The sequence below is a fragment of the Luteibacter sp. 9135 genome (assembly GCF_000745005.1).
Lineage (GTDB): Bacteria > Pseudomonadota > Gammaproteobacteria > Xanthomonadales > Rhodanobacteraceae > Luteibacter.
Genome location: NZ_JQNB01000001.1, coordinates 2,581,224 through 2,605,547, shown reverse-complemented (window position 1 = coordinate 2,605,547; position 24,324 = coordinate 2,581,224). Strand labels below are relative to the sequence as shown.

Sequence of the window (24,324 nt, the reverse complement as noted above, 5' to 3'; positions counted from 1 at the left end):
TGTCACCATGCGCGAACACCACGACACGCCGGTACGTATTCTTTACCTGGACATGGACCCCGGGGTGCAACCGCCCGGGTACGAGACCGTCTACGCCATTCTCGACCCGACCCCTTCGCCACGCTGGCGAGCCGCGTTCCGGCGCTTCGCGCGCAACGGCCCGCCGTTGCTGCGCGGGGTGACGATCCAGACGTTCCAGCGCAAGGCGGCCGTCCGCGTCGCGGTGCCCGAGCAGAACATCGCGGCCGCGCTGCAGGGAATAAAGACGCTGGTCGCCGATGTGAGCGGACGCACGGGGCGTGTACGCGCCGTGCCGACGACGGAACAGGATGGGCTCAGTGCGGCCCGGCGCTCGCCTTGACGCGGTCGGGAACATCCGAGGAGGGATCGAGGGTGTAGGCATAGGCGACCGGCGGCCGCAGGAACGGCGTGCCGACGGCGGACTGGCCGGTCGTCGTCCGATAGACGTTGTCGCGCTCGTAGAACGCGTGAGCGTCGCCGGGCTTGTCCAGGCCGATCTCGTTGCTCCGGTGGGTTCCCATGAAATAGTTGGCTTCCGAATACACCACCGCACCGCTGCCGACCTGCAACGCCGTGTACTGCCCCGCACCGGCCCGCGCGGCCGGCCCGGCCGATGGCGGCGATGCATTGTCGAAGTAGTTGTCGTAGGCGTGGATCCAGCCGCGCAACAACGGACGGCCCTTGACCAGCGGACCGAACCAGTCGTGGTGAAGCGTGACGTGCAGCGCGTGCGACCCGTAGCTGTAGGAGTCCGAAGGGTTGGCGCCGACGATCATGGCCAGCCGTTCGTTGGCCAGGTCGCTATAGCGGCCGACCCAGTTCCACAGCGGATCCGGATCCATGGTCAGCCAGGCCTGGGTGAAGTAGAAATGGTCATACGACAACGTGACGTCGTCGGAGCCCAGGGTCACGCTCAGCAGGTCGTCGCTGGTGTCATAGAACGTGCAGTGGTCGATCCATGCATTCACCGTCCGCCTCAACGACACACCCTCGTAATTGATGCCGATGTTGTCCGGCGTACCGAAGACCTGGGGCGGCAGGGCCTGCAAGTCCGCAATGCGGCCGTGGAAGGTGATGTTCCTTACCACGATGTTGTCGATGGCCTGACCCACGGGCAGTTGTTCGCCGTCGAACTTCAGCTGGATGTTCTCCAGCACCGCCTTGCCGCCGGGCGCGCCTTCGATCGTCGTGTCGTTCCACGCCGTGCTGCCGAAGAGGATAGTGACCGGTACCGGACCGCCGTAGATCGCTCCGTCCACGACGATATGGTGACGGGAGGCCGCGACCGCAGCACGAAGCTGCGCCAGCGTCGTCACCGTGGTCGCGGGCTCGCCGGAGCCGGTCGCCGTGGAAAATCCACCCGTGGCAGCCTGTTCCACGTGTCCTTCGTGCACGGCGTGCCCGGCATGCGTGGCAGGTACCGGCAAGGGCAGAACGATGGCGACGGCGATGGCGAGGGCCCTCAGCGAAAGCGTTCGTTGGATGGTCATGCGTGGGCGTTTCCAGGGGTGGTCGGCAGGGCGGTCGCCGATCCGAGATGCAACGTACGGTCCGCGATCGTCGCGACGTCCGCACGATGCGAGACGACGATCAGGATGGTACGCGGAAGACGGTGTTTAAGGCGCTCCAGCACCGTTCGCTCGGAAGCGGCATCCAGTGCGCTGGTCGCCTCGTCCAGTACGGCCAGCGCCGGTTGCCGCAGGATCACCTGGGCCAGCATGAGCCGTTGCAGTTCACCGCCGGACAGGCGGCTGGACGACCCGTGCAAGGCGGTATCCAGGCCGTCGCTCGCACGCGCCAGCCGCACGTCCAGCCCCACGTCGGCCAGGGCGTCGCGCAGGGCGCCCTCGTCCGCCGTCGGCGCCGCCCACAACAGGCATTCACGCACCGAGGTCTGCCATGGCCGCACGTTCTGCCCGACGTAGGCGCCGTGCCGCACGACATCGCGGTAGCGTCCGAACGCCAGCGAGCGACCGTCCAGCATCGCCTCGAACACCTCGGGCTCGGCCATGCCGGCCAGCACATCGACCAGGCTGCTCTTGCCGATCCCCGAATCGCCGAACACCAGGATCATCCGGCCGGGCACCAGGTCCAGGTCACGCACCTCCACGCCCTCGGCGGGCGGCACGACCCGCAGGCGAACGATCCGCAACGTGCCCGGCGGGCAGGCGGCGACCGGTGCCACCGCGTCAGCGCCGAGCCGCGCGTAGCGTTCCCACAGTTCGAACGCCGGCACGGCGGACCGCAGCTGCTGGAAGCTTTGCCGGCTGGACACCATGTACGGAAACAGGCGGCCCAGCAACAGGCAGACGGCGATCAGCGACGCCGGATCGATCCCCTGCCAGTGCCGCGCCAGCACGAGCACGGTGGCGATGCCGAAGGCGCCGACGAGTTCCAGCAGCATCCGTCCGGAAGCGACCAGCTCGACCTGGCGCGCGTAGCCATGAGCCAGGCGCGCTGAAATCGCGCCGTAGCTAGCCTTTTCCGAGGCCTCGCGCCCGAACGAGCGCACGTGGCGCAGGCGGCGCGGAAAATCCTCGCTGTGCCAGAACAGCGTCGTCATGTCCGTCACGTATTGCCGGCTGACCCGCGCCTGCTCGCGCCCGAACAGCCGCGATGCGGCCATGCCCACCGCCATCAGCAGCGGCATGGCCAGAACCAGGCCAGGCGACAGCCAGAACGCGAACGCGAGGCTGACCGCCGCGGTGACGCCCGCTACCAGCAACTGCTGCAACGCCGTAAAACCCTGCACCACGATCTCGATGTTGTAGGTAAGCACGTTGGCGATCTCCGCCGACGTAGCATCGGCGAGCGACGCCAGCGGTGCATCGACGAGGCTGGCATGAACACGCCGGCGCAGGTCCAGGCCGTAACGCCCCACAAGCCGTGCGCCGACGCGCGCGGACTGCCAGCGCAGCCACGCGAACGACGCGGTGGTGGCAAGGAACGCGAGCACCAGCAGGTCGGGGCGTGGCCGCCAGGCGATGCCCCATTCGCCCAGGGGCGCCGCCTGTCCGGGCTGGATCAGCGGCACCAGAAGCAGGGCGGCAAGACTGCCCAGCAGCGCCGACCCCAGCGACAGCGCGACGTACACCGCCAAGGCGAGGCGATCGCCTCGCGAGAGCGAGGTGAGCAGCGAACGCAGCGGCCCGCGCGAACGGTCCGCGCGAGGCATCAGCAGGTCGCCATGTCGTGCGTGCGCAGGAAGGCGCGCAAGGCATGCACCGATTCACGGGGGTGGCGACCGCGACGCAACTCGTATCCACCCAGCGCAACCATGCCTTGCAGGAAGCGACGCCAGCCATGCTGCCCGGTGGCATAGGGCTGGTCGGCTTCCAGGCGCGCCGCCACCTCGTCATCGGGCAATGCGGTCAGCAAGTGTCCCGGATCGACCGCCTGGCGGTCGGAAACGAACACGGCGCCGAGCAGGGCCAGCGCGCTACCCGGCGGTCGCGAACGCCCGGCGCGCAGGTCGGCCTCGAATTTCTCCACGCCACTGCGCCGGCGGATGACGGGTGCCGTGGCGATCCACTCGCGGGTGGCCTCGTCGTCGACGAAGCGCAACGCATCCGCGCGCACGTGCAGGAAGTTGGCCACGCCCGTGGCCAGCATGCCCGACGGCTGCACCAGCACCGCGTCCTCAGACACGAGATCCATGCCCTGTACGAGGCACTGCAAGGCCAGCGTCGACTTGCCTGCCCCGCTGCCGCCCAGCAGCAACACGCCGTGTCCATGCTTGCCCACGCACGCACCGTGCAGGGGCACCAGTTGCATGCCGCGCGCCGCCAGCAGGTAGACGGCGAACTCGATCATTTCGTAGCGCACATGGTAGGGGTGCGCCAGCATGTCCGCCGACACCACGACCAGCGCGTGGTGTCGCTCCGGCGAGACGACGACATAGTTGGACTCGTCCATCACGCCGCAAAGCAAGCCCACGCCCGCCTGCGTACGCATGGTCGGCGGTGTCCAGTCGCCTTCGCGCGCCCGATGCGGCGTCAGCCGCAGTTCGACACGGAACACGGGCGGCACGTCGTGACGCCGCTGGGCGGGCAATCCGCCGTAGGCCGCCTCCACCAGGTCCAGCAACGCCTCGCTGGCGCTGTCGAACTGGAACCGTCCGCCGAGCAGCTCCTTGCATACGGTGAACGGCAGCACCGTGTGCTCCGAGAAAGGGTCGCTCACGCCGGGGTCGTGCTGGTAGGTCAAGGCCATCTCGCCGCTCGTTGACCGGGGCCGCGCCGTAACACGGACGACGCCACGGTCGGAATAGTGCACATGAGTGCGCCTCGGGACGGCAAAGGTTGCCGGTGCAGAAAAACACAACCCATCTCCGCTCCGACGGCACTCACGAGGCAAACCGCGCACAGGCTCTCAAAGCGATGCTCACGATCCAGGTCGGCCATTCCTACTTCCTTCGCGACGACCGGAAGCAGTGGGAACGCGGCAAGCCCTATCCCCCGCTGGCCACGATCCAGATCGCGGCCCTGCTGCGCGATAGCGGCCACGCGGTGTCGCTGTTCGACGCCATGCTGGCCGAGGGTGTCGGTGACTATGCGCCGGCATTGAAGGATGCCGCGCCCGACCTGGTCGTCTTCTACGAGGACAATTTCAACTTCCTCACCAAGATGTGCCTCGGCCGCATGCGCGACGCGGCCTGCCGGATGATCGGCGAGGCACGCGCGGCCGGTGCCCGCGTGATCGTCGCCGGATCGGACGCCTCCGATCATCCCGACGCGTTCCTGGACGCCGGCGCCGATGTCGTGCTCGTGGGCGAGGGCATCGCCGCCCTCGTCGCCCTGAGCGAACGCCTGGCGGCGCAGCCGGACATCGACGCCACGAGCTGGACTGACGGCGTGCCCGGCATCGCCACGCGGGTGACGGGACAGACGCAGGTTCACCGCACCGGCATCCTCCCGCCGGATGGACGCCTGGTCGGGCAACCGGCGTGGGACCTGATCGACATGCCGCGCTACCGCACGTTCTGGCGCGAGCGGCACGGTTACTTCAGCCTCAACATGGCCGCATCGCGCGGTTGCCCGTTCCGCTGCAACTGGTGCGCGAAACCGATCTGGGGCAACCACTACAAGCAGCGCCCCGCCGAGGACGTCGCCGCGGAGATGGCGTACCTGAAGACGACCTACGCGCCGGACCACATCTGGATGGCCGACGATATCTTCGGTTTCCACGTGGACTGGGTCACGGCGTTCGCCGAGCACCTCGAGGCGAACGACGGCTCCATCCCCTTCATGATCCAGACGCGCGCCGACCTGGCCAGCGAGCGCATGGTCACCGCGCTGGCGCGGGCCGGCTGCGCCGAGGCGTGGATCGGCGCGGAGAGCGGCAGCCAGCGCGTGCTGGACCGCATGACCAAGGGTACGCACGTACCCGACCTGATCGCCGCGCGCGAACGACTGGGCGCGCAGGGCATCCGCGTCGGCTTCTTCATCCAGCTGGGTTACCTGGGCGAGGCGCTGGACGACCTGCTCGCCACCCGTGACCTGGTGGTGCGCGCCGCACCCGACGATGTCGGGGTGAGCGTATCCTATCCCCTGCCCGGGACGCCGTTCTACGAGGAAGTGAAGGCCCAGCTGGGCCAGCAGACACACTGGGAGGAAAGCGGCGACCTGTCGATGATGTTCCGCGGCGCCTACGATTCCGCGTTCTACCGGCACGTGCGCGACCTGCTGCATGAAGAAGTCACGCTGCGGACCGCACCGGCGGCACAGCGCGATGCCCTGGACGCCCGTTGGGATGCCCTGGTCGCCAGCGAGCACTTGCACCGCAACGAAAACCCCACGCCGGTGCCGCGCGAGGCGAGGCGACGTATCGCCTTGACCCAGCTTTGAGCACGGGCCTGCCGCCACTGTCGTCCATCCGCCGGGGACTGCGGCACGCGACCGAAGCATTGGCCGAGCAGCTGGCCACGCCGGCACCGGAAAGCACCACGCCCGACTGGACCGACCTGCAATGGCGGCTCGCCCTGGCCGCGGCCGCCGCGCACGGCGTGTCGCCCCTGCTGGCTGGGCGCACGGGCTGGCGGCACCCGGACTGGAACCCGTTCCTCGCCGAACAGCGCGACCATGTGGAGGCGCGCCACCGGCGTATCGCGACGCTCCTGGAACGCATCGATGCGGGCGCGCGCGCGGCGTCGGTCTCCCTGGTGGCGCTGAAGGGCTCGTCCCTGCATGCCCTGGGTGTCTACACGCCCGGCGAGCGACCGATGGCGGACATCGACCTGCTGGTTGCCGAGGCCGACCTCGACGCTGCGGCCGGGCTGTTGAAGGACCTGGGCTATGTGGAATCCTTCGCGCACTGGCGGCATCGTGCGTTCAAGCCGGCCGTGGGTGCGCCGACGGTCGGCCTGGGCGAGCATCGCGATACGCCGGTCAACATCGAGCTGCACACGCGCATCCAGGAACGCTTGCCCATTGCCACGGTGGACATCACTGCCCGCGTGCCGCTGCACGCACCGGGCATCCAGCCCTACCCGTCGCACGGCGCCCTGATGTGTCACCTGTTGCTGCACGCCGCCGGCAACATCTGCGGCCGCAGTATCCGGCTGCTGCACCTGCACGACATCGCCCTGCTTGCCACACGCATGGATACGGCCGACTGGGACGTGCTGTGGACCGACGGCTCCGCATGGTGGGCGTTCCCGCCGCTGGCGCTGGTCTCGCGGTATTACCCCGGGGCGATCCCGTCCGCGGTGGTCGCACGGCTGGACGGCGAGTGCCACGGCTGGCTACGGCGCACCTCGCGCCGCCGCACGCTCACGCAACTGTCGTGCTCCGCGCTCTGGGCACAGGCGCTGCCCGGGATCGAATGGGCACGCACGATGCGGGACATCGGGCGCGCCGTGCGCAACCGCTTCCGCCTTACCGAGGAAAACATGCAGGAGCGCGCCGACCTGGCGCGTACGCAGCTGTGGCTGCAAGGCCAGGCCTGGGTGAAGCGCAGCCACGGGCGGCGGATACTCACCCGGCTGACCCGGCCTGTGCCGCGCATGGACACGCTCTACGTCGTACGCGCCGCACTCGGCTACGGCGTCAGACGCCCGGGCTGACCGCGCCACGGCGGGCGCGCACCTCACGATAGAGCGTCTCGAACGCGAGTGCCGTCATATCGGCATCCTCGGCTACAGCGCGCTGCTGCGCTTCCCTGGCAAGCCGCAGCCGCAGGTCTTCGTCGTCGAGCACCTGCTGGATGCAGCCGGCCAACGCCCCGGCGTCGTTCACCGGCACCGCCAGCGCCGCGGCCGGTGCCCACTCCACGAGATGACCCACGGCGGTACCCACGGCGGGCACGCCAGCCACGGCGGCTTCCAGCACGACCAGCGGGCCGGCCTCGTGCAACGACGACACCAGCAAGAGGTCGGCCGCCACCAGCAGCGGCTGCAACTGCCGCTGTGTGCGAAAACCCAGGAAATGCACGCGGTCATCCAGTCCCAGCCGTTGCGCCAGCGCATGGATCTCGCCGTCCAGCGTATCGACACCGACGATATCCAGTACGAACGGCGGGGCCACCCGCGCCAGGGCATGCAGCAGCGTGGTCTGGTCCTTGACGCGGTTGAGGCTGGCCACGTGGATCAGCCGCGCCGTGCCCTGCGCGCGGCGGCGCGGTGCCCGCACCGGCCATGCATCCAGGTCCACGCCCAGCGGCAGGCGCCGTGCTGCTACCCCCAGACCGCGCAACGCATCGATGATCGGCGCACTGGCCGCGGTCACCGCATCGGCGAAGCGCAGCACGAAGGCTTCGCGCAGACGACCCTTCCAGTCACGGCGGCCGCCGTAGCCGATGGCATGCAGCGCCACCAGTTCCCCGCCGGCCACGTGGACCGCGCTTGGGCGAGCGATCAGCATCGCCGCGACCACGGCGATCAGTCCGCAATCGCCGGAAAAGATCGACTGGACCAGGTCGAACGGTGCGATACGGTGTTCCGCGCGGATCGCCGCAACGGCGCGCAGGCGCGATCGCCGCCGGCCGATGTTGTGGATGTGCGCGCCGACCAGTCGCCACGTGGCCGGCAGCGGCTCCTGGTACAGCACGAACACGTGCACCTCGTGTCGCCGGGCCAGCCGCTCGATCAGCGCCAGGAAAACGGGAATCACCCGACACTCGCCGGAGCGATCGACGCCCCCGGGAAGCACGATGGCCAGCTTCATGCCCTGCCCTCGTATCGGGCGCCCACGAGCGCCGCATACGCCGCGGCCCACTGCCGGCCCACGGCCTCGAACGACAACGCCTTGTCGAAATGCGCGCGCACACTGGCCGCGGAGGGTCGCCCGGCCGACGCGCGCACCAGTGCCGCGGCCAGGAAACCGGCATCGCCGACCGGCCAGAGCTCGCCGATGCGCCCGAGCGTCAGGGCGCGAAACGCGGGAATATCCGTCACCACGGGGGTGACACCGCACGCGAGCGCCTCCAGCAGCGCAAAACCGCAGCTTTCGGCGCGGCTGCCCGAGACGAACAGATCGGCGGCCTGGAGCGCGGTCTGCACATCGGCGTGGACCAGCTGGCCGAGCAGGTGCACGCGTCGGGCGAGACGCCCATCCTCGGCCACGCACCGTTGCACCTGCGCCAGCATCGGGGCGCTGCCGGACGCGATCCAAAGGTGCGCGTCCGGCAGGTGCTGTGCGGCCCGTGCGAAACCTTCCAGCACGGTGAGCGGATCCTTGCCTTCGGCGAGATGGCCGATCGAGAGGATGCACGGGCTGCCATGCAGGCCGCTTTTCGCACGTGCCGTCGCCATGTCGCTCGGAACGAACCGGCTGCTGGATTCCGGGATGGCGAACACGCGCGTACCGGGCCCGAACAGGCCAGCCGAGGTGAAAGGGATGGACAGCGCCGCCGAGGTGAAGGCCACCCCCGACGCCGCGGAATACCAGCGGCGGTATGGCAGGCGCAGCCAACGGGCCGGCGGCGGGTCGGCGTGGTCCTGGATGAGGATGGGCAGGTCGGGCAGCCGTCGGTACAGCTCGAAGGCATCGTGCGCGAAGCCCAGGCCATGCAGGTGGAGCACGTCGGGCGACAGCCGGTACAGCACATCGGCGAAGCGCACCGCGCGCGTCGCCGCCGACGTCCTGCCGCGCAGATCGACGAAGTGGTAATCGATGCCCTGCCGGGTGAGATGCAGGTCGCACGCCGCGGCCTGGATGACCGAGACCCGTGTGCCGGCGGTGGCCGTCGCCTCGGGGATGTCCGCCATCGACGGCCAGCGGGCGAACAGCTCCTCGGGGCTGCACGCCGCCGGCATCGGCTGCACATTGATCTGCGCGACGTGCACGCCTACAGGCCGGAAACCTGTGGCAGGCGCAGGCGCACCAGGCGGTTGGCAAGGTTGAGTTCCCACGGCCGGTCGTAACGACCCTGCCGGTAGCGACGTGCGGCCAGCGCGCTCAGCCCGCGCTTGGCCCACGGCGGCGAACGCAGGTCCTGCACGGTGGGGAAGCGGCAACGCAGCACCGTGACGAAATCCTGGATGTGCCGGCGCAGGTCGTCGGTCAGCCAGGGTGCGTCGGCATGGCAGGCGTAATCCACCCAGCGCTTCCGCATCCACTCCTCCGGTGAGGTCGGGAAGACCACGGGATCGCCATTGAGGTCGCGCAGCGCCATGCCCGGTCGCTTGCCGCGATCCTTCTCGTGCTTGCTCGACTCCGGCAGCGGCGTGTAGATGTAGACGATGATCTCGGACGCCGGGTTGATCTTCTTCAGCTCACGGATGAACTCGAAGGTCTGCCGGGTCTCTTCCTCGGTGTTCTCCGGGGGCGCGACCATGAACGACAGTTCCGGGATCACGCCGTGCCGGCGGCACAGCTCCGCCACTTCCAGCGTCTGGTCCGGGCGCGTGCCCTTGCGGATTTCCTTCAGCATCTGGCCGTTGGGCGACTCCGCGCCGATATACGCCATCTGCAGGCGGCTCTTGCGCACCAGCTTCCACGTGCTCTCGGACAGTTTCAGGAGCGCGTCGGAGCGGGCGTAGCACCACCAGGGCATTTCCAGCTTCGCCATCACTTCCAGCAGCGGGATCATGTCTTCCTCGCGATCGAAGAAGTTGTGATCGAAGAACTGGACCGAGTCGGCCCCCAGTTCGTGCTTGAGGTAACCCAGGTCGCGTTCCAGCCGTGCCGCGGTCGGCAGTGCCGTGGTGCCGCCGAACATCGCGGCCACGCCGCAGAACGTGCAGCGGAAGCGACAGCCGATCGCCGCCTGGTGCGCGACGGTGCGCCGGCCCAGGAACGTGCGCGCGAGGTAGCGACGCGGATCGCCCAGCTTGTCGTAGGGCAGCACGATGCCGCTGTCGCCGAGCGAAAAACGCCGGTTGGGGTTGTGCACCACCACGCCGTCCCGCTTCCACGACAGGCCGCCGATGGTCGCCATGTCACGCCCCGGCGTGGTCAGTGCGGCCATCAGTTCGGGCAGGCTTTCCTCGCCCTGCCCCCGGATCGCGTAATCGACGTAGGGTGCCGCCAGCGCGGTATCGGTATACAGCGTGGGGAAGTAACCACCCCACACGATCGGCAACTGCGGGAAACGCTCGCGGATCGCCTTCGACACGGCGATGGACGGCTCGATCTGCGGACCGCCCATGACGCTGATGCCCACCGCGTCGAAGCGTTCGTGCGCCAACACATCCAGCGTGGCGCCGACCACGTCGCGGTCCACGTTGCCATCGACGATCCGGCTGTCGCCGTGTCGGTCCAGCGCGGCGGCCAGGTGCAGCAGCGACAACGGAAACCGCGCGCTCGAGGGCGAGGTGATGGTCGGGTTGACCAGCAACGTCCGCGCGCCGGCGGGCGTGGTCTCGAAAGCATTCATGGAAGGCGCCTCAACTGGAACACCAGGGCGACGGGCACGTGCAGCGCCGCCGGATCGAATCGTGCGCCGGGGGGGATATCGACGGGATCGAGCATCGGCTCGACGACCCGCTCGATCGCCAGGCCCAGCGTGGCGCACGCCGCGTGCCAGTGGCTGTACAGGTGACGCGCGTGGCGAACGGCATAACGCTCGCCGCCCGCGCGGAAGTCGCGCTGCCAGCCGAGCGCCGCGCCGATCGGGTGGAAATCGCTGCACACCACGCGGCCTCCCGGACGCGTCACGCGATGCAGTTCGGCCAACGCCGGGTGCAGGTCGGGCAGATGACCGACCACCAGCCCGCATACCGTCAGGTCGGCCGTCTCCGCGGGGGCCGGCAGCGCGGTGAGGCTGCCTTCGTGCAACGCCACCCGCCCGGCATCCGCATGCCCGGCCAGCGCACCGCGTGCACGCTCCAGCATGGGCGGCGACAGGTCGACGCCACGGACGTGGGCGGCGCCGCGGGCCAGCGCGTGCAGCACGTAGCGGCCGCTGCCGCAGCCGGCATCGAGCACCCGCATGCCGTCCAGGCGCCCGGGCAGCAGCGCGAGCATCGCGCGCTCCTCCGCCAGCATCACGGGGTTATGGGCATGGGGCGGATAGCTGTCGGCCCAGAGGGCGTAGGCTTCCGAGGGGTCGAGCACGGGGACGCTCAGCATGCGCGTTGCCGCGAGCGCGCTTCGACCCGCGCCAGGCCCGGCTCCAGGGCCAGCACGGCGGGATCGGCCAGCGTGCGGTCGAGCAGCTTCGGCCGGCCGTCCAGGGTGACCGCCACCGTCTCCACGCCGGCGGCGGCGAACCAGCCGGCGAAATCGGGATCGGCGATGCGCGGCAGGCCGCCACGCACCACGGCGCGCAATTCCGCCCGCGAGGCGTTCAGCAGACTGCGCGCGGCCGGGCCGCCACGATCCTCCACGATCACCATGTCGGCGTGCGCGCCATCGACCAGTTCGCCACGCCCCGGCGTGCGCAGGATACGTGCGGCATCGGTGGTCACCAGGGACAGCAACGAGGAGGCGGTCAGGCCATCGCGCGACGCGGCCACCCGCAGTTCCTCCAGCAGGTCGCGGCTGCCGCTGACGCGTGAATCGGTACCCAGCGCCAGGCGGCCGGCCTCGTGCAGACGGCGCGGATCGAGCGTGCGCCCGAGCAACGCCCGGTTGCTCGACGGGCACCAGACCACGGCCGCGCCTGCGGCGATCACGCGATCCACGTCGTCCGTGCCGAGGCCGACGCCGTGGATCAGCACCGTGTGCGGCGCCAGGCAACCCAGCGCGTCCAGTCGTGCCAGTTCCGCACCGGCCACGTCGTCCGTGCCTTCGGCCAGGTGGATCACCCAGGGGCGATCCGTGGCGCAGGCCGCAAAGCTCTCGCTCACCGGCGGGCCGTAGCCGGGGCCGGCCAGCGCATAACTCCAGCCAAACCCGCGCAGCACGCCGACGGGAAAATCCGGCGCGTCGAACACGGCATCCGCCGGATCGTGGTGGGCGACGAAGGTGGTGCCGGCCAGCAGGTTCTTCAGCGCCCCGTGACGCAGGCGCACCGCCTTGGGTACGGCGAGCGCGGCGGCCACCGCGGGATCGGCGAAGTGAGCCTGGAACGCCTCGATCCACGCGTAGCTGCTCGGAAACGGCGCGGCGTGGCGCAGCGGCGGCACACCGTTGATGTGCAAGTGATCGTGCGCGTTGATCAGACCCGGGAAGACGAGGTGGTCGCGCAGGTCCACCCGGTACGACGTGGCGCCCGCGGCGACAACGACGCGCCCGGCGCGCATGCCAAGCGGCAGGCGCGATACACCCTCCGGCGACACCGCCACCGATCCGCACAGGTCCACGTCCGAGCGCCGTCGCATCACCGTCATGGCCTTATCGCCGGTGCATGACGATCAGGAAGTGATCGCCCATGTCGCGCAGCAGCGGCACCTCGCCGAGGCGATCGTCCCAGCGGCCCAGCCGTTCGTAGCGCGCGGGACGACGCCGGTAGCGGTCCACGAGATACGGCGGCGGCATGAACAGGCTGAGTGCGCGATAGCTGCCCAGGGTGAACGACGGCGCGAACGCGCGGTAGAACTCCCGCGGCAGGTAGTAGTACGTCCAGATCGTGTGGTTGTTCATGCCCACCGCGGTGGCGCCACGCGCCGCACGGACCGCGGCCCGGCGGAACCGGCCCCGGCGTGCGTAGTGCGCCACTTCCCAGGGGCAGATCCGGCCCATCACCGAGAACACCAGCGTACCGCCCGGCGCCAGCAGCCGTGCGCATTCGGCGGCCACCGCGGGCAGGTCGGGCGCGCAGTTCAGCGGGCCGAAGTTGGAGTAGATGGCATCGAAGGTGCCCTCCAGCCGGTCCAGTTGCTGGATGCCCAGGTGCGTGGCCGTCACCCTTGAGGTAAGCGCCGCGGCTTCGGCACGTTCGCGCGTACGGGCGATCATCTGCGGCGACCAGTCCGTGGCCACCACGCGGAAACCGCGTCGTGCGAACTCGATGGCGTCCAGGCCCGTGCCGCAGCCCAGGTCGAGCAGGCGCGCACCCGCGGCCACCTGCGCATGCACCGTGTTCCACAGCGTGACGCGCATGCGCTGGATCAGCTCGTTGTTGCCGCGCGGGCCGTCGTAATCCGCCGCCACGCTGTCGAAGGCCTGCTGCGTTTCCAGCAGTTGTGTGTCATCCAGTGTGTGCCGACCGCTCATCTGTCTCTCCTGCCCGGACCCGTGAGTGCCGTATCGGCCGCATTCGGTTCAACGCGGCGTGCCCGAACGGCGGCATCGCGGGCCACGGCCACCCCGCAGCCCAGCAGCAGGCCGATCACCAGGCCGATCGCCCAGATCATCAGCGGATGCGGCGAGACCTTGTCCGCCGGCACGTAGACCGGCCATGGCATGGAGGTGTCGAAGGTGTAGTTGGGAATCAGCCGCGCCACCATGTCGCTCTCGGCCTGCTGCAAGCCGCGGATGTCGTCGTCCTTCCTCGACAGCGCGATGGCCGCCATACCGCCGCTCGTGCCGCCCGCAGCCGCTTCGCGGGTCAGGCGGTCACGGTCGTCCAGCGCGATGCGCAGATCCTTGCGGATATCGTCCAGGTGCTGGTGCGCCATGCGCAGCGGCAGTTCGCCGATCTGTCGGTGGACCGCCGCCAGCGCATTCGCCGTGGCATAGGCCAGGTCGCCGGCCTGGCGCGCGGAATAGCCACGCACCTTTATGCGGATCAGGTTGGCATAGGGCTCGGGATCGAACTTGAGGCTGGCGCGATACAGTGACGCCTCGGGCGAGGTCACGGCCAGGCCCGCACCGGTGGTCACCGCATCCTGGAACGCACGGGTCTGCAGGCGTTCGATGGTCCGCAGCAGGGTCTCGATCTTGGGATCCTGGCCGGAGGGCGTGGGTGCGATCTGGCCGATCTGGATCCAGCCCGACGCCTCCCACTGGCTGCGTGCCACGCGGGTGTACGCGAAGGTCAGGCCCAGCACGAGCACCAGCGTGCCGAGCACCCAGCGCCAGCGACGGCACAGCAAGCGCCACAGGTCGATCAGGTAGATGTCATCCGGTTCCATGGGAACTCACTTCGAGGGGTGTGGGAAAAGCGCGCTCACGGCGATCGGGCAGCCAGGCGGCGAACAGCTGCATCGCCAGGCACAGGACGATGAAACCGACATGGGTAAAGGTGTAGGCCTGCGGCGCGAACGGGCTCATCACGGCCACGTACGCCACGCGCAGGAAGATCAGCAGCGGAAAAAGCGAAGCCCCGCGCAGCAGCCAGGCGCTCCAGCGCAGCATCACGTAGAGCCCGACCATGGCCGCCACGGCGCCGAGCGGCCCCATCGCCATGGCGAAGGGAAAGAACTCCGTGCCGATGTTGATGTTGGAGGCATCCAGCGGAATGTCCGTGCCCGCCGTGGCCACCGAGCCGTTGAACGGCACCAGCTGGTTGACCAGGAAATCGGCGTTGACGTAGTGCCGGGCCAGGATGCCGCCGAAGTTGTAGGGCCCCGCGCTGGTGTACAGCAGCAGCCACTTGATCGCCTGCGGCATGGCCAGGTACAGCGAGCCGAACGGCAGCGTGACATGCTCGATCGAGCCCGAGCGCAAGGTGCCCAGCACGGAGAACGCCACGCCGCCGGCCAGTGCCAGCAGGCCGATGATCTTCCAGGGCAGCGGTCGGGCCTCGTCACGCCGGAACACGATCACCAGGCCCATCGCGATCAGGCCGGCGAACAGCCGGTTGCGGTCGATCACCAGGATGGGAAAGACCACCCCGACGAGGATCAGCGCGTTGCGCAGCCAGCAGCGCCGTACGCAGAGCAGGCCGATCGACGGCAGGGTCCAGCACATGTCCGAGATGTGCCGCACGTGCTCGCGGCCGTTCTCCATCGTGGCGTACGAGGCCGGGTTGTCGATCAGCGGGATGGAAAACGCGGTGAGGTCGACCAGGCACGCGATCACGACCACCGCGGCGAAAGCCAGCGCCACGAACGCGTCGCGCGTGCCCGCGTAGCGATGCCGACGGAACGACGCCATCGCCGGCAGCCGCGTCGTCGAGAAGGCATCGACGAAGAGGATCGCTGCCGCCGTCGTCATCAGCAGCAGGATGCCGGCCAGGTAGCCGTCCGGCAGGTCGTAGGTCAGCAGCGTCAGGCCGCAGGCCAGCAGGATCGGCAGGCCCAGGTAGGCCGAGGGCCAGCGCAGCAGCCGCATCACGTGGCCTGCTCCGGACGATGCGGCGCGGCGAAACGCAGGCGGGACGCGACCACCAGGCCGGCATACACCGCGAGGTGCAACGCCACTCGCGTGTAGCGCTTGTGCAGGAAGGCGACCTTCGCGCCGAGGTACTGCGATTCCGCGCGAAGCAGGCTGCGATACGGTTCGTCGAACAGTTCGGCGCGGCGGATCGCCACCTGCCGTGCCTCGGACAGGTTGATGATCCGCGTGGCCACGTGCGTGGTCTTGCTCAGGTTGGTCTCGTGCAGCCGGTAGGCGCATACGCCCACGTCGATGAAGCCCAGCGCGTCGTGCGCGGCCAGGCGCAGGAACAGGTCCCAGTCGTCGATCCGCAGGCCTTCGGTCCAGCGCGACACCGTTTCCAGGGCGTTCTTGCGGATCAGCGTCACCGGGCCGCCCACGGCCCAGCGGGTGATCACCGCACGGCGAATACCGTCGTCGGTGCGGTACAGGCGCTTGTCCGCCTGGTGCAGGTCGCACATGCCGCTGTCGTGTAGCTTGCGCCCCTCCTCGTCCACCACGATGGAATCGCCGATCACCGCGCCCTTGCGCGGATGCGCCAGCAGGTAGCGCACCTGGGCATCCAGGCCGCCCGGCAGCAGGTAGTCGTCGCTGGAGCCCAGGCGCAGCATCTCGCCCCGCGCCCGCGCCACCAGCTCATTGAGCGTGGCGGTGATGCCCTTGTTCGCCCGTCGCACGAATTCGATCGGCAACTCGCCTTCATGCAGGGCCACCCACGCGGCGATGCGATCGGCGGTGCCGTCGGTCGAGCCATCGTCGATAACGACGATTTCCTTGGCCGGATACGGGTCCTCCAGCACGCTGTCGAGAAAGCGCTCGACGAAGCGTTCGTGGTTGAACGCCGGGATCAGCACGGAGACCAGTGGCATCGCCGCCACGTTCCTTACCGGTTGCGCCGCCATGGTCACAGACCTCCCAGGTAGCGGCGCACCACCACGATATTGAACACGAGATAGGCGCCGTAGTTGATCGCGAACGCGTACATGGCGCCGACGACGCCGAACCGCGCGGTGAGGATGAAGACCAGCGCCAGGTAGCTGGCGGCGAACACGCATTCGGAGACGACGAACAGCCGCGTCATCGCCTTGGCCAGCATCACGTACGACAGGATGAACGAGGCGATCTTGACCACGTCGCCCACCAGCTGCGGGCCATACAGCGGATTGGCCGGGGCGAAGGCGTCGGTGAACAGCAGTTGCGTGATCCACACGCGCAGCACGTAGACCGCCAGGGCGAGCATCGCCACCACCGGCACGACGATGCGGAAACCCTGGCGCAGCTCGCGCACCAGCGCGCCGCGCTCGCGCGTCGAGGCCAGCTTGGGCAGGTAGTAGATATTGATCGCCGCGGTGAGGAACAGCAGGTAGGCGTCCGACACGCGGGTCACCGCCTGCCAGTAGCCCACCTGCTCCCAGCCGAACGCACCGGCCAGGCGGTTGCGCACCACCAGGGTGACCAGCGGCGGCAGCAGCGCCGAGCTGAGCGTCATCACGGAGAACCGCGCCAGCCGCAGCACCATCTCGCCGTCGAAGCGCCAGCGCAGCATGCCGCGGTAGAAGTACGGACTGGTCCACCATGTGGGCACCGCCACCGCGAGCCAGAGCACCTGGCCCAGCACCAGCGCGAGCAGCGCACCGTACAGGTGCCACTCGCGCGCGAGCCAGAGCGCCAGCGCGATCCCCAGCACCGAGCCGGTGACCTGGATCAGGGCCAGGCGGCGCACATCCATGAAACCGTTGACTACCGCCAGGATGTAATTGAGCAGCGCGATGCCTACCTGCGCCAGCGCAAGGATGCGGATCAGGCCGGCGTACCCCGCATCGTCCAGCAGCCAGGACGCCAACCCACGGGCGAAGATCAGCGCGGCCACGCCCATGAACAGGGTCGCGCACAGCGAATACCACAGCGCCGCGGCGAGAAAACGCGCCACCCGCTCGGGATCGTCGCGGAACTCGGCCACGTACTTGACGATGGCCGAACCGATGCCGCCCCCGGCCAGCACGGCCAGCACGGACATCAGGCCCATGAACTGGCCCAGCTTGCCGACGCCCTCGGGACCGGCGTACGCCGCCACCAGCTTGATGACGACCAGCGCCGCGATCAGCCGTGCGCCCGTGCCCAGCGCCGAATAGAAACCCGTGCGGACGAGGCTCATGCGGATCCGTCGAACGACGCGCAGGCGGCGATCACACGGTCGATGTCCGCATCGCCCAGGGTGGGGCCCATCGGCAGGCTCAGCACCTCGTCCTGCAGGCGTTCGGTCACCGGCAGCGACAACACGCGAAGCGAGGCGTACGCCGGCTGCCGATGCGGTGCCGTGGGGTAATGCACCTGGGTCTGGATGCCCCGCGCGCGCAGGTGGCGCTGCAACGAGGCGCGCAGGCGGCAGCGCACGACGAAAAGATGCCAGACATGGCGGCCTTCCTCGGGCGTGGACGGCACCAGAATCTGCGGATGGCGCAGCCCCGCGCGGTAGCGTGCCGCCACGCGGCGGCGCACGGCGGTATCGCTGTCGAGGTAACGCAGCTTCACGCGGAGCAGCGCCGCCTGCATCTCGTCCAGGCGTGAGTTCACGCCCTGCTGTGGATGCACGTATTTCTCGACGGAACCGTAGTTGCGCTGGGCCCCCACGCACGCCGCCAGCTGGGCGTCGTCGGTCACCACCGCACCCGCATCGCCGAGTGCGCCGAGGTTCTTGGTCGGGAAGAAACTGAACGCCGCCGCGTCGCCGAAAGCACCGGCGCGACGACCCTGCGCGTCCACCGCGCCGTGCGCCTGGGCGGCGTCCTCGATCAGCAACAACCCGTGCCGGCGCGCCAGCTCGCCCAGGGCGTCCATGTCGGCCAGCTGGCCGTAGAGGTGCACCGCCATGATCGCGCGCGTGCGCCGCCCGATGGCGGCCGCCACGCGCTGCGGATCGAGGTTGAAGGTGAGCGGATCCGGCTCCACCGGCACGGGCACGAGGCCGTTCTGGCTGATGGCGAGGAAGCTGGCGATGAAGGTATTGGCCGGCACGATCACCTCGTCGCCGTCGTGCAGGATGCCCAGCTGCTTGTATGCGCGCAGGATCAGCGACAGCGCATCCAGGCCGTTGCCGACGCCCACCGCGCAGGCCACGCCGCAATAGTCGGCGAACTCGCGCTCGAAGGCGGCCAGCTCGTCACCGAGGATGTACCAGCCCGAATCGATGACGCGCGCCGCGGCAGCCTTCAGTTCGTCGGCGAACCGGGCATTGATCTGCCCCAGCGGCAGGAAAGGAACGTCGCTCACGGTGTCCACTCGTAGAAATCGTGCACGACGGCGCGCGCCCCGAAGGATTCCTTCTGCGCGACCAGCCCGGTATTGAGTACCTGGCCGCCCTCCTCCGTCGATATGCCAAAACTGAAGTGCTGGCGGTCCGCATAGGTGTCGCGGATCAGGTGCTCCAGCGTCAGGCTGAGGGCGCCCAGCGCCCGGCCCTGCTCCGAAGCCGCCATGTATTGGGTATGCACCACGCGGCCGAAATCGTAGACCAGCACGCCGGCCAGCAGCTCCCCGTCACGGCGTGCCTCATGCAGCGCGATGGCCTCGGGAAACCGCGAGTACAGCCGCTGCAGTTCGTCCAGGCGGTGTGTCGGCGAGGCATCGTGCCTGTGCAGCGCGTCCGTCAGCAGGGCGTGGAAACCGGTCAGGTCGTCACCCGCAGCCACGTCGATGCCGGCCTTGCGCGCCTTGCCGATGTCATGCCGGCGACCTTGCGAGAACGCGAACGGTTCGCGCAGCGCGATCGCCGACGACAGGTCGCGCCGTACCAGCCGCGCACCGAGCCGGTGCAGCGCGTAGAGGTCTTCGTCCGCATGCCCCGACTGGAAGACGCGTGGCACCGCCTTGTAGAGAATCCGCGATACACCGCGCCCACGGTAGTGCGTGCCGATCGCGGCGAACGCATCGAGCATGGCTTCGGCGCGCAGCGCGGCCGTGGAAATCAGGCCCGCATAGGTCAGCCCGCCATGGCTGACGATGCCGTCGTCGTGCGCACTGGCCGGAAACACCCCGACCATCTCGCCCGCCTTTTCCACCACCAGCGACGCGTCGATAAAGCGGTCCGCGTGGTAATCCATGTAGCCGCGCCGGTGCAGCAGGTTGCCGTTGCGCGAGCGCGCGACCAGAGCATCCCAGTGCGCGGCATCCTCGGCGACGTAAGGCCTAACCGCAAGCACGGTCCGCCTCCTCGTGCCATGCATCGTGGGCATGCGCCACGCCGAAACCGTCCACGCCCATGTCGTTGCCGTTGTAGAACATCCACAGCGTGTCGCGCTGGCGGATCAGGGCGGGATAGCAGACCACGCGCGAATCCCAGCCGGTATCGGCCAGCGCCAGGCCCAGCGTCTCGTCGCGTCGTGTCCAGGCCAGGCCGTCGTCGCTATAGGCCACGCCGGGGAAGTACTCGCCGGTGACGTTGCCACGCGTGAAATACATCACGTAGCGGTCGTAGAGCCGATAGACGCGGGGCCGACCGATGCGGTATTCGGTGCCCTGCGGCAACAGGCAGACATGGTCCTCGCGCGGCAGCCGCGTGAGGTCGTCCGTCTCGGCATAGCGGATGTGGTAACGCGGAAAGTCGCAGCCGTCGATGGACTCCCAGTCGTCGCCCACCGCGTACCACAGGCGCCAGCGTCCCTCTTCGTACAGCGCGGTATGCACGGCGCCGATGGTGCTGCGCCCGTGGGCCCGATCCAGGATCGGGGTTTCCTGCGTGCGGAAGAAACGCTGGCCGCCGTCGATCGAACGCGCCAGCCCGGTGAAGGCCAGGAACTTGGCCTTCGCTACGCGCTGAAAGCCGACGTAGAACATGTAAAGGCCACCGGGCCCGTCCACCACGTCGCCCAGGATCACGCCGTTGTCGTCGAAGCAACCGTCCCGGCCGATATCCAGCACCGGCGCGGTGCTGACGCCCAGGATCACCGAGGGATCGTCCGCCCGCACATCCACGTAGCCGATCCGGCTGACGCCTTCCTCGTCGCGAAACCCCGCGTAGACGCGGATGCGCTCGTCGTCCAGGCGATACGGCGTGGGGGTGAGCGCGGAGTGCCGCATCCAGCCGCCCACGCCCTGCCGCGCCGTGTCGAACACCAGTCCCTTCCGCGTCCACACGAACATCGGTCGCCTCAGAGCTTCGCGTCGAGACTGGACTTGCCGGGCACGGCACGGGCCGGCGAGCCGACGTAGATCCGGCCGGGCTCGGTGTCGCGGGTGACAAGCGCGCCGGCTCCGATGAGGTTGTCGGCGCCCACGGTCACATGATCGTTGAACGTGCTGTTGACGCCGATGAAGCTGCCCTGGCCGATGTCGCAGTAGCCCGAGATCACCGCGTGCGAGGCGATGAAGACATGATCGCGCACCACCGTGCGGTGACCGATGTGGTTACCGCTCCACAAGATGCAGTTGTCACCGATGCCGACGAAGGGCTGGATGACATTACCCTCGAAGATGAAGCTGTTCTCGCCGATCTCGGCGGTGCGCCAGACGAAGGCGCGCGAACTGACATAGGTGGCGAACCGGTAGCCCCGGGCCTTGGCCTCCATGTACAGGCGCATGCGCAGGCGGTTGAGCTGGCTGGCCGGAATGGCCACGAAGACATCGAAGTCGCCGGGCGGATGGCTCTGGGCCAGCGTCTCGAACGGCACCACGGGCCGGCCGGCCAGCACCGGCTGCGCGATGTAGTCGCGTTCCACGCTGAAGGCCACCACGTCGCGATCGCTGTCGTGCTCGAAGTATTCGCAGGCGATCATCGCGAACTCGCCGGCACCCACCAGCACCAGGGGGCGACTCATGCGGCACCGCCTTCGGCATAGGCCACGCCGTTGATCTCGCGCAGGAACGCATCGTAATCGACGATGTAGTCGTCCACGTCGTAGTACTGGTCGGCCAGCACCATCAGCACGCAGTCGTCGCTGAAGTCGTAGAGCTCGCGCCAGACCATGCTGCCCAGGAGCAACCCGTGCGCCGGATCGTCCAGGGTCACCCGTGCCGGGCCGGTGCCGTCGTCGAGCAGGAAACTGACCGAGCCGCATACCGCGACCGCCAGCTGGTTGAGGTGACGATGCGCATGCCGCCCACGATGCACCCCGCCCTTGGTGGCGAACAGGTAATAGACGCGGCGGATCTCGAACGGGACATTCCGCTCCTGCTCCAGGGCAACGAGCATGCCACGGTGATCGCCGTGCGACTGCAACGGTATGCGTTCGATTTCCATGCTCAGGACCAGGCCAGTGAGTGAGTACGTCCCACGAGGCTGAGTGCCACCCCGCATCGAAAAGGTTGCGACGGTCGTCGTGTGCCTGCGGCGCAACCTTTCGCCGCGGTCGCGGCACTCAAGGCGTATGAAGCCACCTTCCCACCTCTCGCCCGACTTGCCTTATCCGCGCCGCGTGCAGGTGCTGCACTGGCTGACCGTCGCCGCGCTGATCTCGGCCGCGGCTTTCATCCTCACCCGCGACGAGCTTTCCAGCCGCGCCTGGCGTGGCTGGCTGATGGAAGGACACCGGCACGCCGGCCTGATCGTGCTGCTGCTGTTCGTCGCACGCCTCCTGGTTCGCCTCGGCCTGCCCAGGCGCCCGCACGATGCCGGCACGGCGTGGCCGCTGCGCATGGCGGCCGCCGCCACGCACGTCGTGCTCTACGCGATGCTGCTGGGCATGCCGCTGCTGGGCTGGGCGCTCAGCAGCGCCCAGGGCAACCCCGTGCACTTCTTCGGTCTCACCCTGCCGCCGTTGATCGGCGAGGACGAAGACCTGGCCGACACCTTGCAGACCTGGCACCTGAATGCCGCATGGGTGCTGCTGGGCGTGATCTGCCTGCATATCGGTGCCGCGCTGTGGCACCACTTCGTGCTGCGCGACGGCGTACTTCGCCGCATGTCGCGCAGCGCCCGCCCATGAACGACGACGCCACCCCAGGAGTTTCCATGCTGCCTCCCAGGCACCGCCAGGCCATGCGCCACCCGACCCACCGGCCGCTCTGGCTGGGCCTGCTGATGCTGCTGCTGGTCGTCTTCGGGCCGAGCGCGCATGCCATTCCCGCCTACGCGCGCCAGACCGGCTCGGCCTGCGCGGACTGCCACGCCGGCGCGTACGGCCCTCAGCTCACGCCCTACGGCATGCGCTTCAAGCTCAATGGCTACACCGATACCGACGGCAAGGGCACCAAGATTCCCCTGGCCGCACAGTTGACCGAAACGCACACCGCGCCGGCGCGCGGCGACAGCACCACCCGGCTGACCGAGGGCGACCTCTACCTGGCCGGTCGCCTCACCGACAACGTCGGCGGCTACGTCAAGGTGGAAGCGGACCATACCGGTCACAACACCTACAACACCAAGCTGAGCAACGTGGACCTGCGCTTCGTCGCCAAGGAACTGAAGCTGCGGGGCAAGGACCTTATCCTCGGCGTCAGCGTCAACAACAGCCCGGGCTTCCAGGATCCGATCGCCGCCCTGCCCAATGCCGCGCTGATCGGCCCGGCCGGCGTCACCGGCTCGCTGCTGAACCCGTCCAGTCCCAACACGCTGACCGACCGCGTGATCGGTGCCACCGTCTACGGCCTCTACGACAACAACTGGTATGGCGAAGCCGGCACCTACCGCTCGCTGCCCACCTCGCAGCAGGACCACTTCGGCTATAACGTCGCCGGCGATCCCGGCAAGCTCGGCAACACCGGCTATGCCCGCTTCGCATACATGAAGGACATGAAGTACCAGTTCTTCTCGGCCGGCGTGGTCGCCCTCACCACGCAACGCCAGCTGCCGCGCTCCGGCCCGCACGACGACCTCACCGACCTCGGCTACGACCTCACCTACCAGTACCTGGGCAACCGCGAGCACATCGTCCAGGTCAGCTACGTCAACATCCTGGAACAACGTCATTACGGCGCCCGGCTGCTCGGCCCGCAGGGCCAGCTGGCGCAGAATCGCGCGGCGATCCACGACCAGACGGCCAGCGTGTCCTACACCTTCCGCCAGACCTATGGCGTGATGGTGACCCACATGCTCAGCAGCGGCCCCCACGACGCGGTGCGTTACACGCCCTACGGCGATCCGAACGCCACCACCAACCTGTTCACGGTGTTCTGGGCACCGTTCGGCAAGGACGATTCGTACACCACGATCGCCAACGTCAAGCTATCCGCCAACTGGTTCCGCTTCACCCGCTTCAACGGTCGCGCCAACGACATCTTCGCCGCCCCGCCGGGCTCGCGAAAAACCAACGCCGGCGACCTCAACGCGTTTTCCGTTTCCGCCAGCCTCGCATTCTGACCAAGGGAGCATGCACGTGACCGATTCTTTCCTGAGCCGCTTCGGCCGACCGCTCGCCGTCCTCGGCCTCCTCGTCGGCTGGCTGCTGGCCTCGCCGCTGGTCATCGCGGGCGACGTCACGGCCGGTGCGGACGTATTCAAGGCCGAATGTGCCGAATGCCACGCCGCCAAGGAGGGCCGCAACAAGAAAGGTCCCAGCCTGTTCGGCGTGGTCGGGCGCAAGGCGGGCAGCATCGGCGACTACGACTACTCCGACGCCGTGCGCAACAGCGGCTGGACCTGGACGCCTGAACAGCTGCACACGTATCTGTCGCAGCCGGCCAAACAGGCCAATCCGGGCACGAAAATGAAATACGATGGCCTGACCAACGCCAAGGACCTCGACGACCTGCTGTCGTACCTCGGCAGCCTCCACTAAGGTCAACG

General features: G+C 68.7%; 24 protein-coding genes. 6 read left to right on the top strand and 18 right to left on the bottom strand.

Annotation, left to right across the window (positions count from 1 at the left end):
* Positions 1-7 precede the first annotated feature (7 nt).
* Positions 8-361, top strand: coding sequence for a hypothetical protein (locus FA89_RS11240; RefSeq protein WP_036140693.1), 354 nt, complete (start codon positions 8-10; stop codon positions 359-361).
* Here the strand turns inward: FA89_RS11240 and FA89_RS11235 are convergent.
* The 3 genes from FA89_RS11235 to FA89_RS11225 are packed head-to-tail and all read right to left on the bottom strand — an operon-like array spanning position 336 to position 4,233.
* Positions 336-1,511, bottom strand: coding sequence for a pectate lyase family protein (locus FA89_RS11235; RefSeq protein WP_240003887.1), 1,176 nt, complete (start codon positions 1,509-1,511; stop codon positions 336-338). The two genes, FA89_RS11240 and FA89_RS11235, sit on opposite strands and share 26 nt — an antisense overlap.
* Positions 1,508-3,196, bottom strand: coding sequence for an ATP-binding cassette domain-containing protein (locus FA89_RS11230; RefSeq protein WP_051938701.1), 1,689 nt, complete (start codon positions 3,194-3,196; stop codon positions 1,508-1,510). The genes FA89_RS11235 and FA89_RS11230 overlap by 4 nt, the downstream gene beginning before the upstream one ends.
* Positions 3,196-4,233 (bottom strand): serine kinase, encoded by a 1,038-nt coding sequence (locus FA89_RS11225; RefSeq protein WP_051938700.1) that lies wholly within the window; start codon positions 4,231-4,233, stop codon positions 3,196-3,198. Before FA89_RS11225 ends, FA89_RS11230 begins: the two co-directional genes overlap by 1 nt.
* Positions 4,234-4,322: 89 nt before the next feature.
* Between FA89_RS11225 and FA89_RS11220 the strand changes: the two genes are divergently transcribed.
* Positions 4,323-5,867 carry a B12-binding domain-containing radical SAM protein gene (locus FA89_RS11220; RefSeq protein ID WP_441295038.1) on the top strand — a complete coding sequence of 515 codons (1,545 nt, stop codon included), beginning with the start codon at positions 4,323-4,325 and terminating at the stop codon, positions 5,865-5,867.
* Positions 5,864-7,084, top strand: a complete 1,221-nt coding sequence (locus FA89_RS11215; protein ID WP_441295037.1) for a nucleotidyltransferase family protein — start codon at positions 5,864-5,866, stop codon at positions 7,082-7,084. The genes FA89_RS11220 and FA89_RS11215 overlap by 4 nt, the downstream gene beginning before the upstream one ends.
* Here FA89_RS11215 and FA89_RS11210 read toward each other — a convergent pair.
* From FA89_RS11210 to FA89_RS11140, 15 genes are read right to left on the bottom strand one after another with little or no spacing between them, the layout of a single operon-like run.
* On the bottom strand, positions 7,068-8,183 hold the full coding sequence (locus FA89_RS11210; RefSeq protein WP_036140691.1) for a glycosyltransferase family 4 protein: 1,116 nt from the start codon (positions 8,181-8,183) through the stop codon (positions 7,068-7,070). The two genes, FA89_RS11215 and FA89_RS11210, sit on opposite strands and share 17 nt — an antisense overlap.
* Positions 8,180-9,274 (bottom strand): glycosyltransferase family 4 protein, encoded by a 1,095-nt coding sequence (locus FA89_RS11205; protein ID WP_185754509.1) that lies wholly within the window; start codon positions 9,272-9,274, stop codon positions 8,180-8,182. Before FA89_RS11205 ends, FA89_RS11210 begins: the two co-directional genes overlap by 4 nt.
* 32 nt (positions 9,275-9,306) lie before the next feature.
* A complete protein-coding gene (locus tag FA89_RS11200; protein WP_036140689.1) occupies positions 9,307-10,836 on the bottom strand; it encodes a B12-binding domain-containing radical SAM protein in 1,530 nt (509 codons plus the stop codon).
* Positions 10,833-11,531, bottom strand: coding sequence for a class I SAM-dependent methyltransferase (locus FA89_RS11195; RefSeq protein ID WP_036140688.1), 699 nt, complete (start codon positions 11,529-11,531; stop codon positions 10,833-10,835). Before FA89_RS11195 ends, FA89_RS11200 begins: the two co-directional genes overlap by 4 nt.
* Positions 11,525-12,733, bottom strand: a complete 1,209-nt coding sequence (locus FA89_RS11190) for an amidohydrolase family protein (protein ID WP_036140687.1) — start codon at positions 12,731-12,733, stop codon at positions 11,525-11,527. The genes FA89_RS11195 and FA89_RS11190 overlap by 7 nt, the downstream gene beginning before the upstream one ends.
* A 4-nt stretch (positions 12,734-12,737) precedes the next feature.
* Positions 12,738-13,559, bottom strand: a complete 822-nt coding sequence (locus tag FA89_RS11185) for a class I SAM-dependent methyltransferase (RefSeq protein ID WP_036140686.1) — start codon at positions 13,557-13,559, stop codon at positions 12,738-12,740.
* Positions 13,556-14,419 (bottom strand): Wzz/FepE/Etk N-terminal domain-containing protein, encoded by an 864-nt coding sequence (locus tag FA89_RS11180; protein WP_051938698.1) that lies wholly within the window; start codon positions 14,417-14,419, stop codon positions 13,556-13,558. The genes FA89_RS11185 and FA89_RS11180 overlap by 4 nt, the downstream gene beginning before the upstream one ends.
* On the bottom strand, positions 14,406-15,563 hold the full coding sequence (locus tag FA89_RS11175) for a hypothetical protein (RefSeq protein WP_036140685.1): 1,158 nt from the start codon (positions 15,561-15,563) through the stop codon (positions 14,406-14,408). Before FA89_RS11175 ends, FA89_RS11180 begins: the two co-directional genes overlap by 14 nt.
* Complete coding sequence (locus tag FA89_RS11170) at positions 15,560-16,507, bottom strand: glycosyltransferase (RefSeq protein ID WP_036140684.1); 948 nt, start codon at positions 16,505-16,507, stop codon at positions 15,560-15,562. The genes FA89_RS11175 and FA89_RS11170 overlap by 4 nt, the downstream gene beginning before the upstream one ends.
* Positions 16,508-16,509: 2 nt before the next feature.
* On the bottom strand, positions 16,510-17,760 hold the full coding sequence (locus FA89_RS11165) for an O-antigen translocase (protein ID WP_036140683.1): 1,251 nt from the start codon (positions 17,758-17,760) through the stop codon (positions 16,510-16,512).
* Positions 17,757-18,884, bottom strand: coding sequence for a DegT/DnrJ/EryC1/StrS family aminotransferase (locus FA89_RS11160; RefSeq protein ID WP_036140682.1), 1,128 nt, complete (start codon positions 18,882-18,884; stop codon positions 17,757-17,759). Before FA89_RS11160 ends, FA89_RS11165 begins: the two co-directional genes overlap by 4 nt.
* Positions 18,872-19,804 carry a GNAT family N-acetyltransferase gene (locus FA89_RS11155; protein ID WP_036140681.1) on the bottom strand — a complete coding sequence of 311 codons (933 nt, stop codon included), beginning with the start codon at positions 19,802-19,804 and terminating at the stop codon, positions 18,872-18,874. Before FA89_RS11155 ends, FA89_RS11160 begins: the two co-directional genes overlap by 13 nt.
* Positions 19,791-20,744, bottom strand: coding sequence for a hypothetical protein (locus FA89_RS11150; RefSeq protein WP_051938697.1), 954 nt, complete (start codon positions 20,742-20,744; stop codon positions 19,791-19,793). Before FA89_RS11150 ends, FA89_RS11155 begins: the two co-directional genes overlap by 14 nt.
* Before the next feature lie 8 nt (positions 20,745-20,752).
* On the bottom strand, positions 20,753-21,418 hold the full coding sequence (locus FA89_RS11145) for an acetyltransferase (protein WP_036140680.1): 666 nt from the start codon (positions 21,416-21,418) through the stop codon (positions 20,753-20,755).
* Positions 21,415-21,840 (bottom strand): sugar 3,4-ketoisomerase, encoded by a 426-nt coding sequence (locus FA89_RS11140; protein WP_036140679.1) that lies wholly within the window; start codon positions 21,838-21,840, stop codon positions 21,415-21,417. The genes FA89_RS11145 and FA89_RS11140 overlap by 4 nt, the downstream gene beginning before the upstream one ends.
* Positions 21,841-21,967: 127 nt before the next feature.
* Here FA89_RS11140 and FA89_RS11135 point away from each other — a divergent pair, with 127 nt between their 5' ends.
* The 3 genes from FA89_RS11135 to FA89_RS11125 are packed head-to-tail and all read left to right on the top strand — an operon-like array spanning position 21,968 to position 24,316.
* Positions 21,968-22,525, top strand: coding sequence for a cytochrome b (locus FA89_RS11135; RefSeq protein ID WP_036140678.1), 558 nt, complete (start codon positions 21,968-21,970; stop codon positions 22,523-22,525).
* 26 nt (positions 22,526-22,551) lie between these two features.
* On the top strand, positions 22,552-23,898 hold the full coding sequence (locus FA89_RS11130) for a hypothetical protein (protein WP_036140677.1): 1,347 nt from the start codon (positions 22,552-22,554) through the stop codon (positions 23,896-23,898).
* 16 nt (positions 23,899-23,914) lie between these two features.
* Positions 23,915-24,316, top strand: a complete 402-nt coding sequence (locus FA89_RS11125; RefSeq protein WP_441295036.1) for a c-type cytochrome — start codon at positions 23,915-23,917, stop codon at positions 24,314-24,316.
* The last annotated feature ends 8 nt before the right edge of the window (positions 24,317-24,324 follow it).

Excerpts from the sequence above, each read along its gene's own strand:
- FA89_RS11240 (WP_036140693.1), top strand. The coding sequence starts at position 8 with ATGCGCGAACACCACGACACGCCGGTACGTATTCTTTACCTGGACATG.
- FA89_RS11235 (WP_240003887.1), bottom strand. The coding sequence starts at position 1,511 with ATGACCATCCAACGAACGCTTTCGCTGAGGGCCCTCGCCATCGCCGTC.
- FA89_RS11230 (WP_051938701.1), bottom strand. The coding sequence starts at position 3,196 with ATGCCTCGCGCGGACCGTTCGCGCGGGCCGCTGCGTTCGCTGCTCACC.
- FA89_RS11225 (WP_051938700.1), bottom strand. The coding sequence starts at position 4,233 with ATGGCCTTGACCTACCAGCACGACCCCGGCGTGAGCGACCCTTTCTCG.
- FA89_RS11210 (WP_036140691.1), bottom strand. The coding sequence starts at position 8,183 with ATGAAGCTGGCCATCGTGCTTCCCGGGGGCGTCGATCGCTCCGGCGAG.
- FA89_RS11205 (WP_185754509.1), bottom strand. The coding sequence starts at position 9,274 with ATGCCGGCGGCGTGCAGCCCCGAGGAGCTGTTCGCCCGCTGGCCGTCG.
- FA89_RS11200 (WP_036140689.1), bottom strand. The coding sequence starts at position 10,836 with ATGAATGCTTTCGAGACCACGCCCGCCGGCGCGCGGACGTTGCTGGTC.
- FA89_RS11195 (WP_036140688.1), bottom strand. The coding sequence starts at position 11,531 with ATGCTGAGCGTCCCCGTGCTCGACCCCTCGGAAGCCTACGCCCTCTGG.
- FA89_RS11190 (WP_036140687.1), bottom strand. The coding sequence starts at position 12,733 with ATGACGGTGATGCGACGGCGCTCGGACGTGGACCTGTGCGGATCGGTG.
- FA89_RS11185 (WP_036140686.1), bottom strand. The coding sequence starts at position 13,559 with ATGAGCGGTCGGCACACACTGGATGACACACAACTGCTGGAAACGCAG.
- FA89_RS11180 (WP_051938698.1), bottom strand. The coding sequence starts at position 14,419 with ATGGAACCGGATGACATCTACCTGATCGACCTGTGGCGCTTGCTGTGC.
- FA89_RS11170 (WP_036140684.1), bottom strand. The coding sequence starts at position 16,507 with ATGGCGGCGCAACCGGTAAGGAACGTGGCGGCGATGCCACTGGTCTCC.
- FA89_RS11165 (WP_036140683.1), bottom strand. The coding sequence starts at position 17,760 with ATGAGCCTCGTCCGCACGGGTTTCTATTCGGCGCTGGGCACGGGCGCA.
- FA89_RS11150 (WP_051938697.1), bottom strand. The coding sequence starts at position 20,744 with ATGTTCGTGTGGACGCGGAAGGGACTGGTGTTCGACACGGCGCGGCAG.
- FA89_RS11145 (WP_036140680.1), bottom strand. The coding sequence starts at position 21,418 with ATGAGTCGCCCCCTGGTGCTGGTGGGTGCCGGCGAGTTCGCGATGATC.
- FA89_RS11140 (WP_036140679.1), bottom strand. The coding sequence starts at position 21,840 with ATGGAAATCGAACGCATACCGTTGCAGTCGCACGGCGATCACCGTGGC.
- FA89_RS11135 (WP_036140678.1), top strand. The coding sequence starts at position 21,968 with ATGAAGCCACCTTCCCACCTCTCGCCCGACTTGCCTTATCCGCGCCGC.
- FA89_RS11130 (WP_036140677.1), top strand. The coding sequence starts at position 22,552 with ATGCTGCCTCCCAGGCACCGCCAGGCCATGCGCCACCCGACCCACCGG.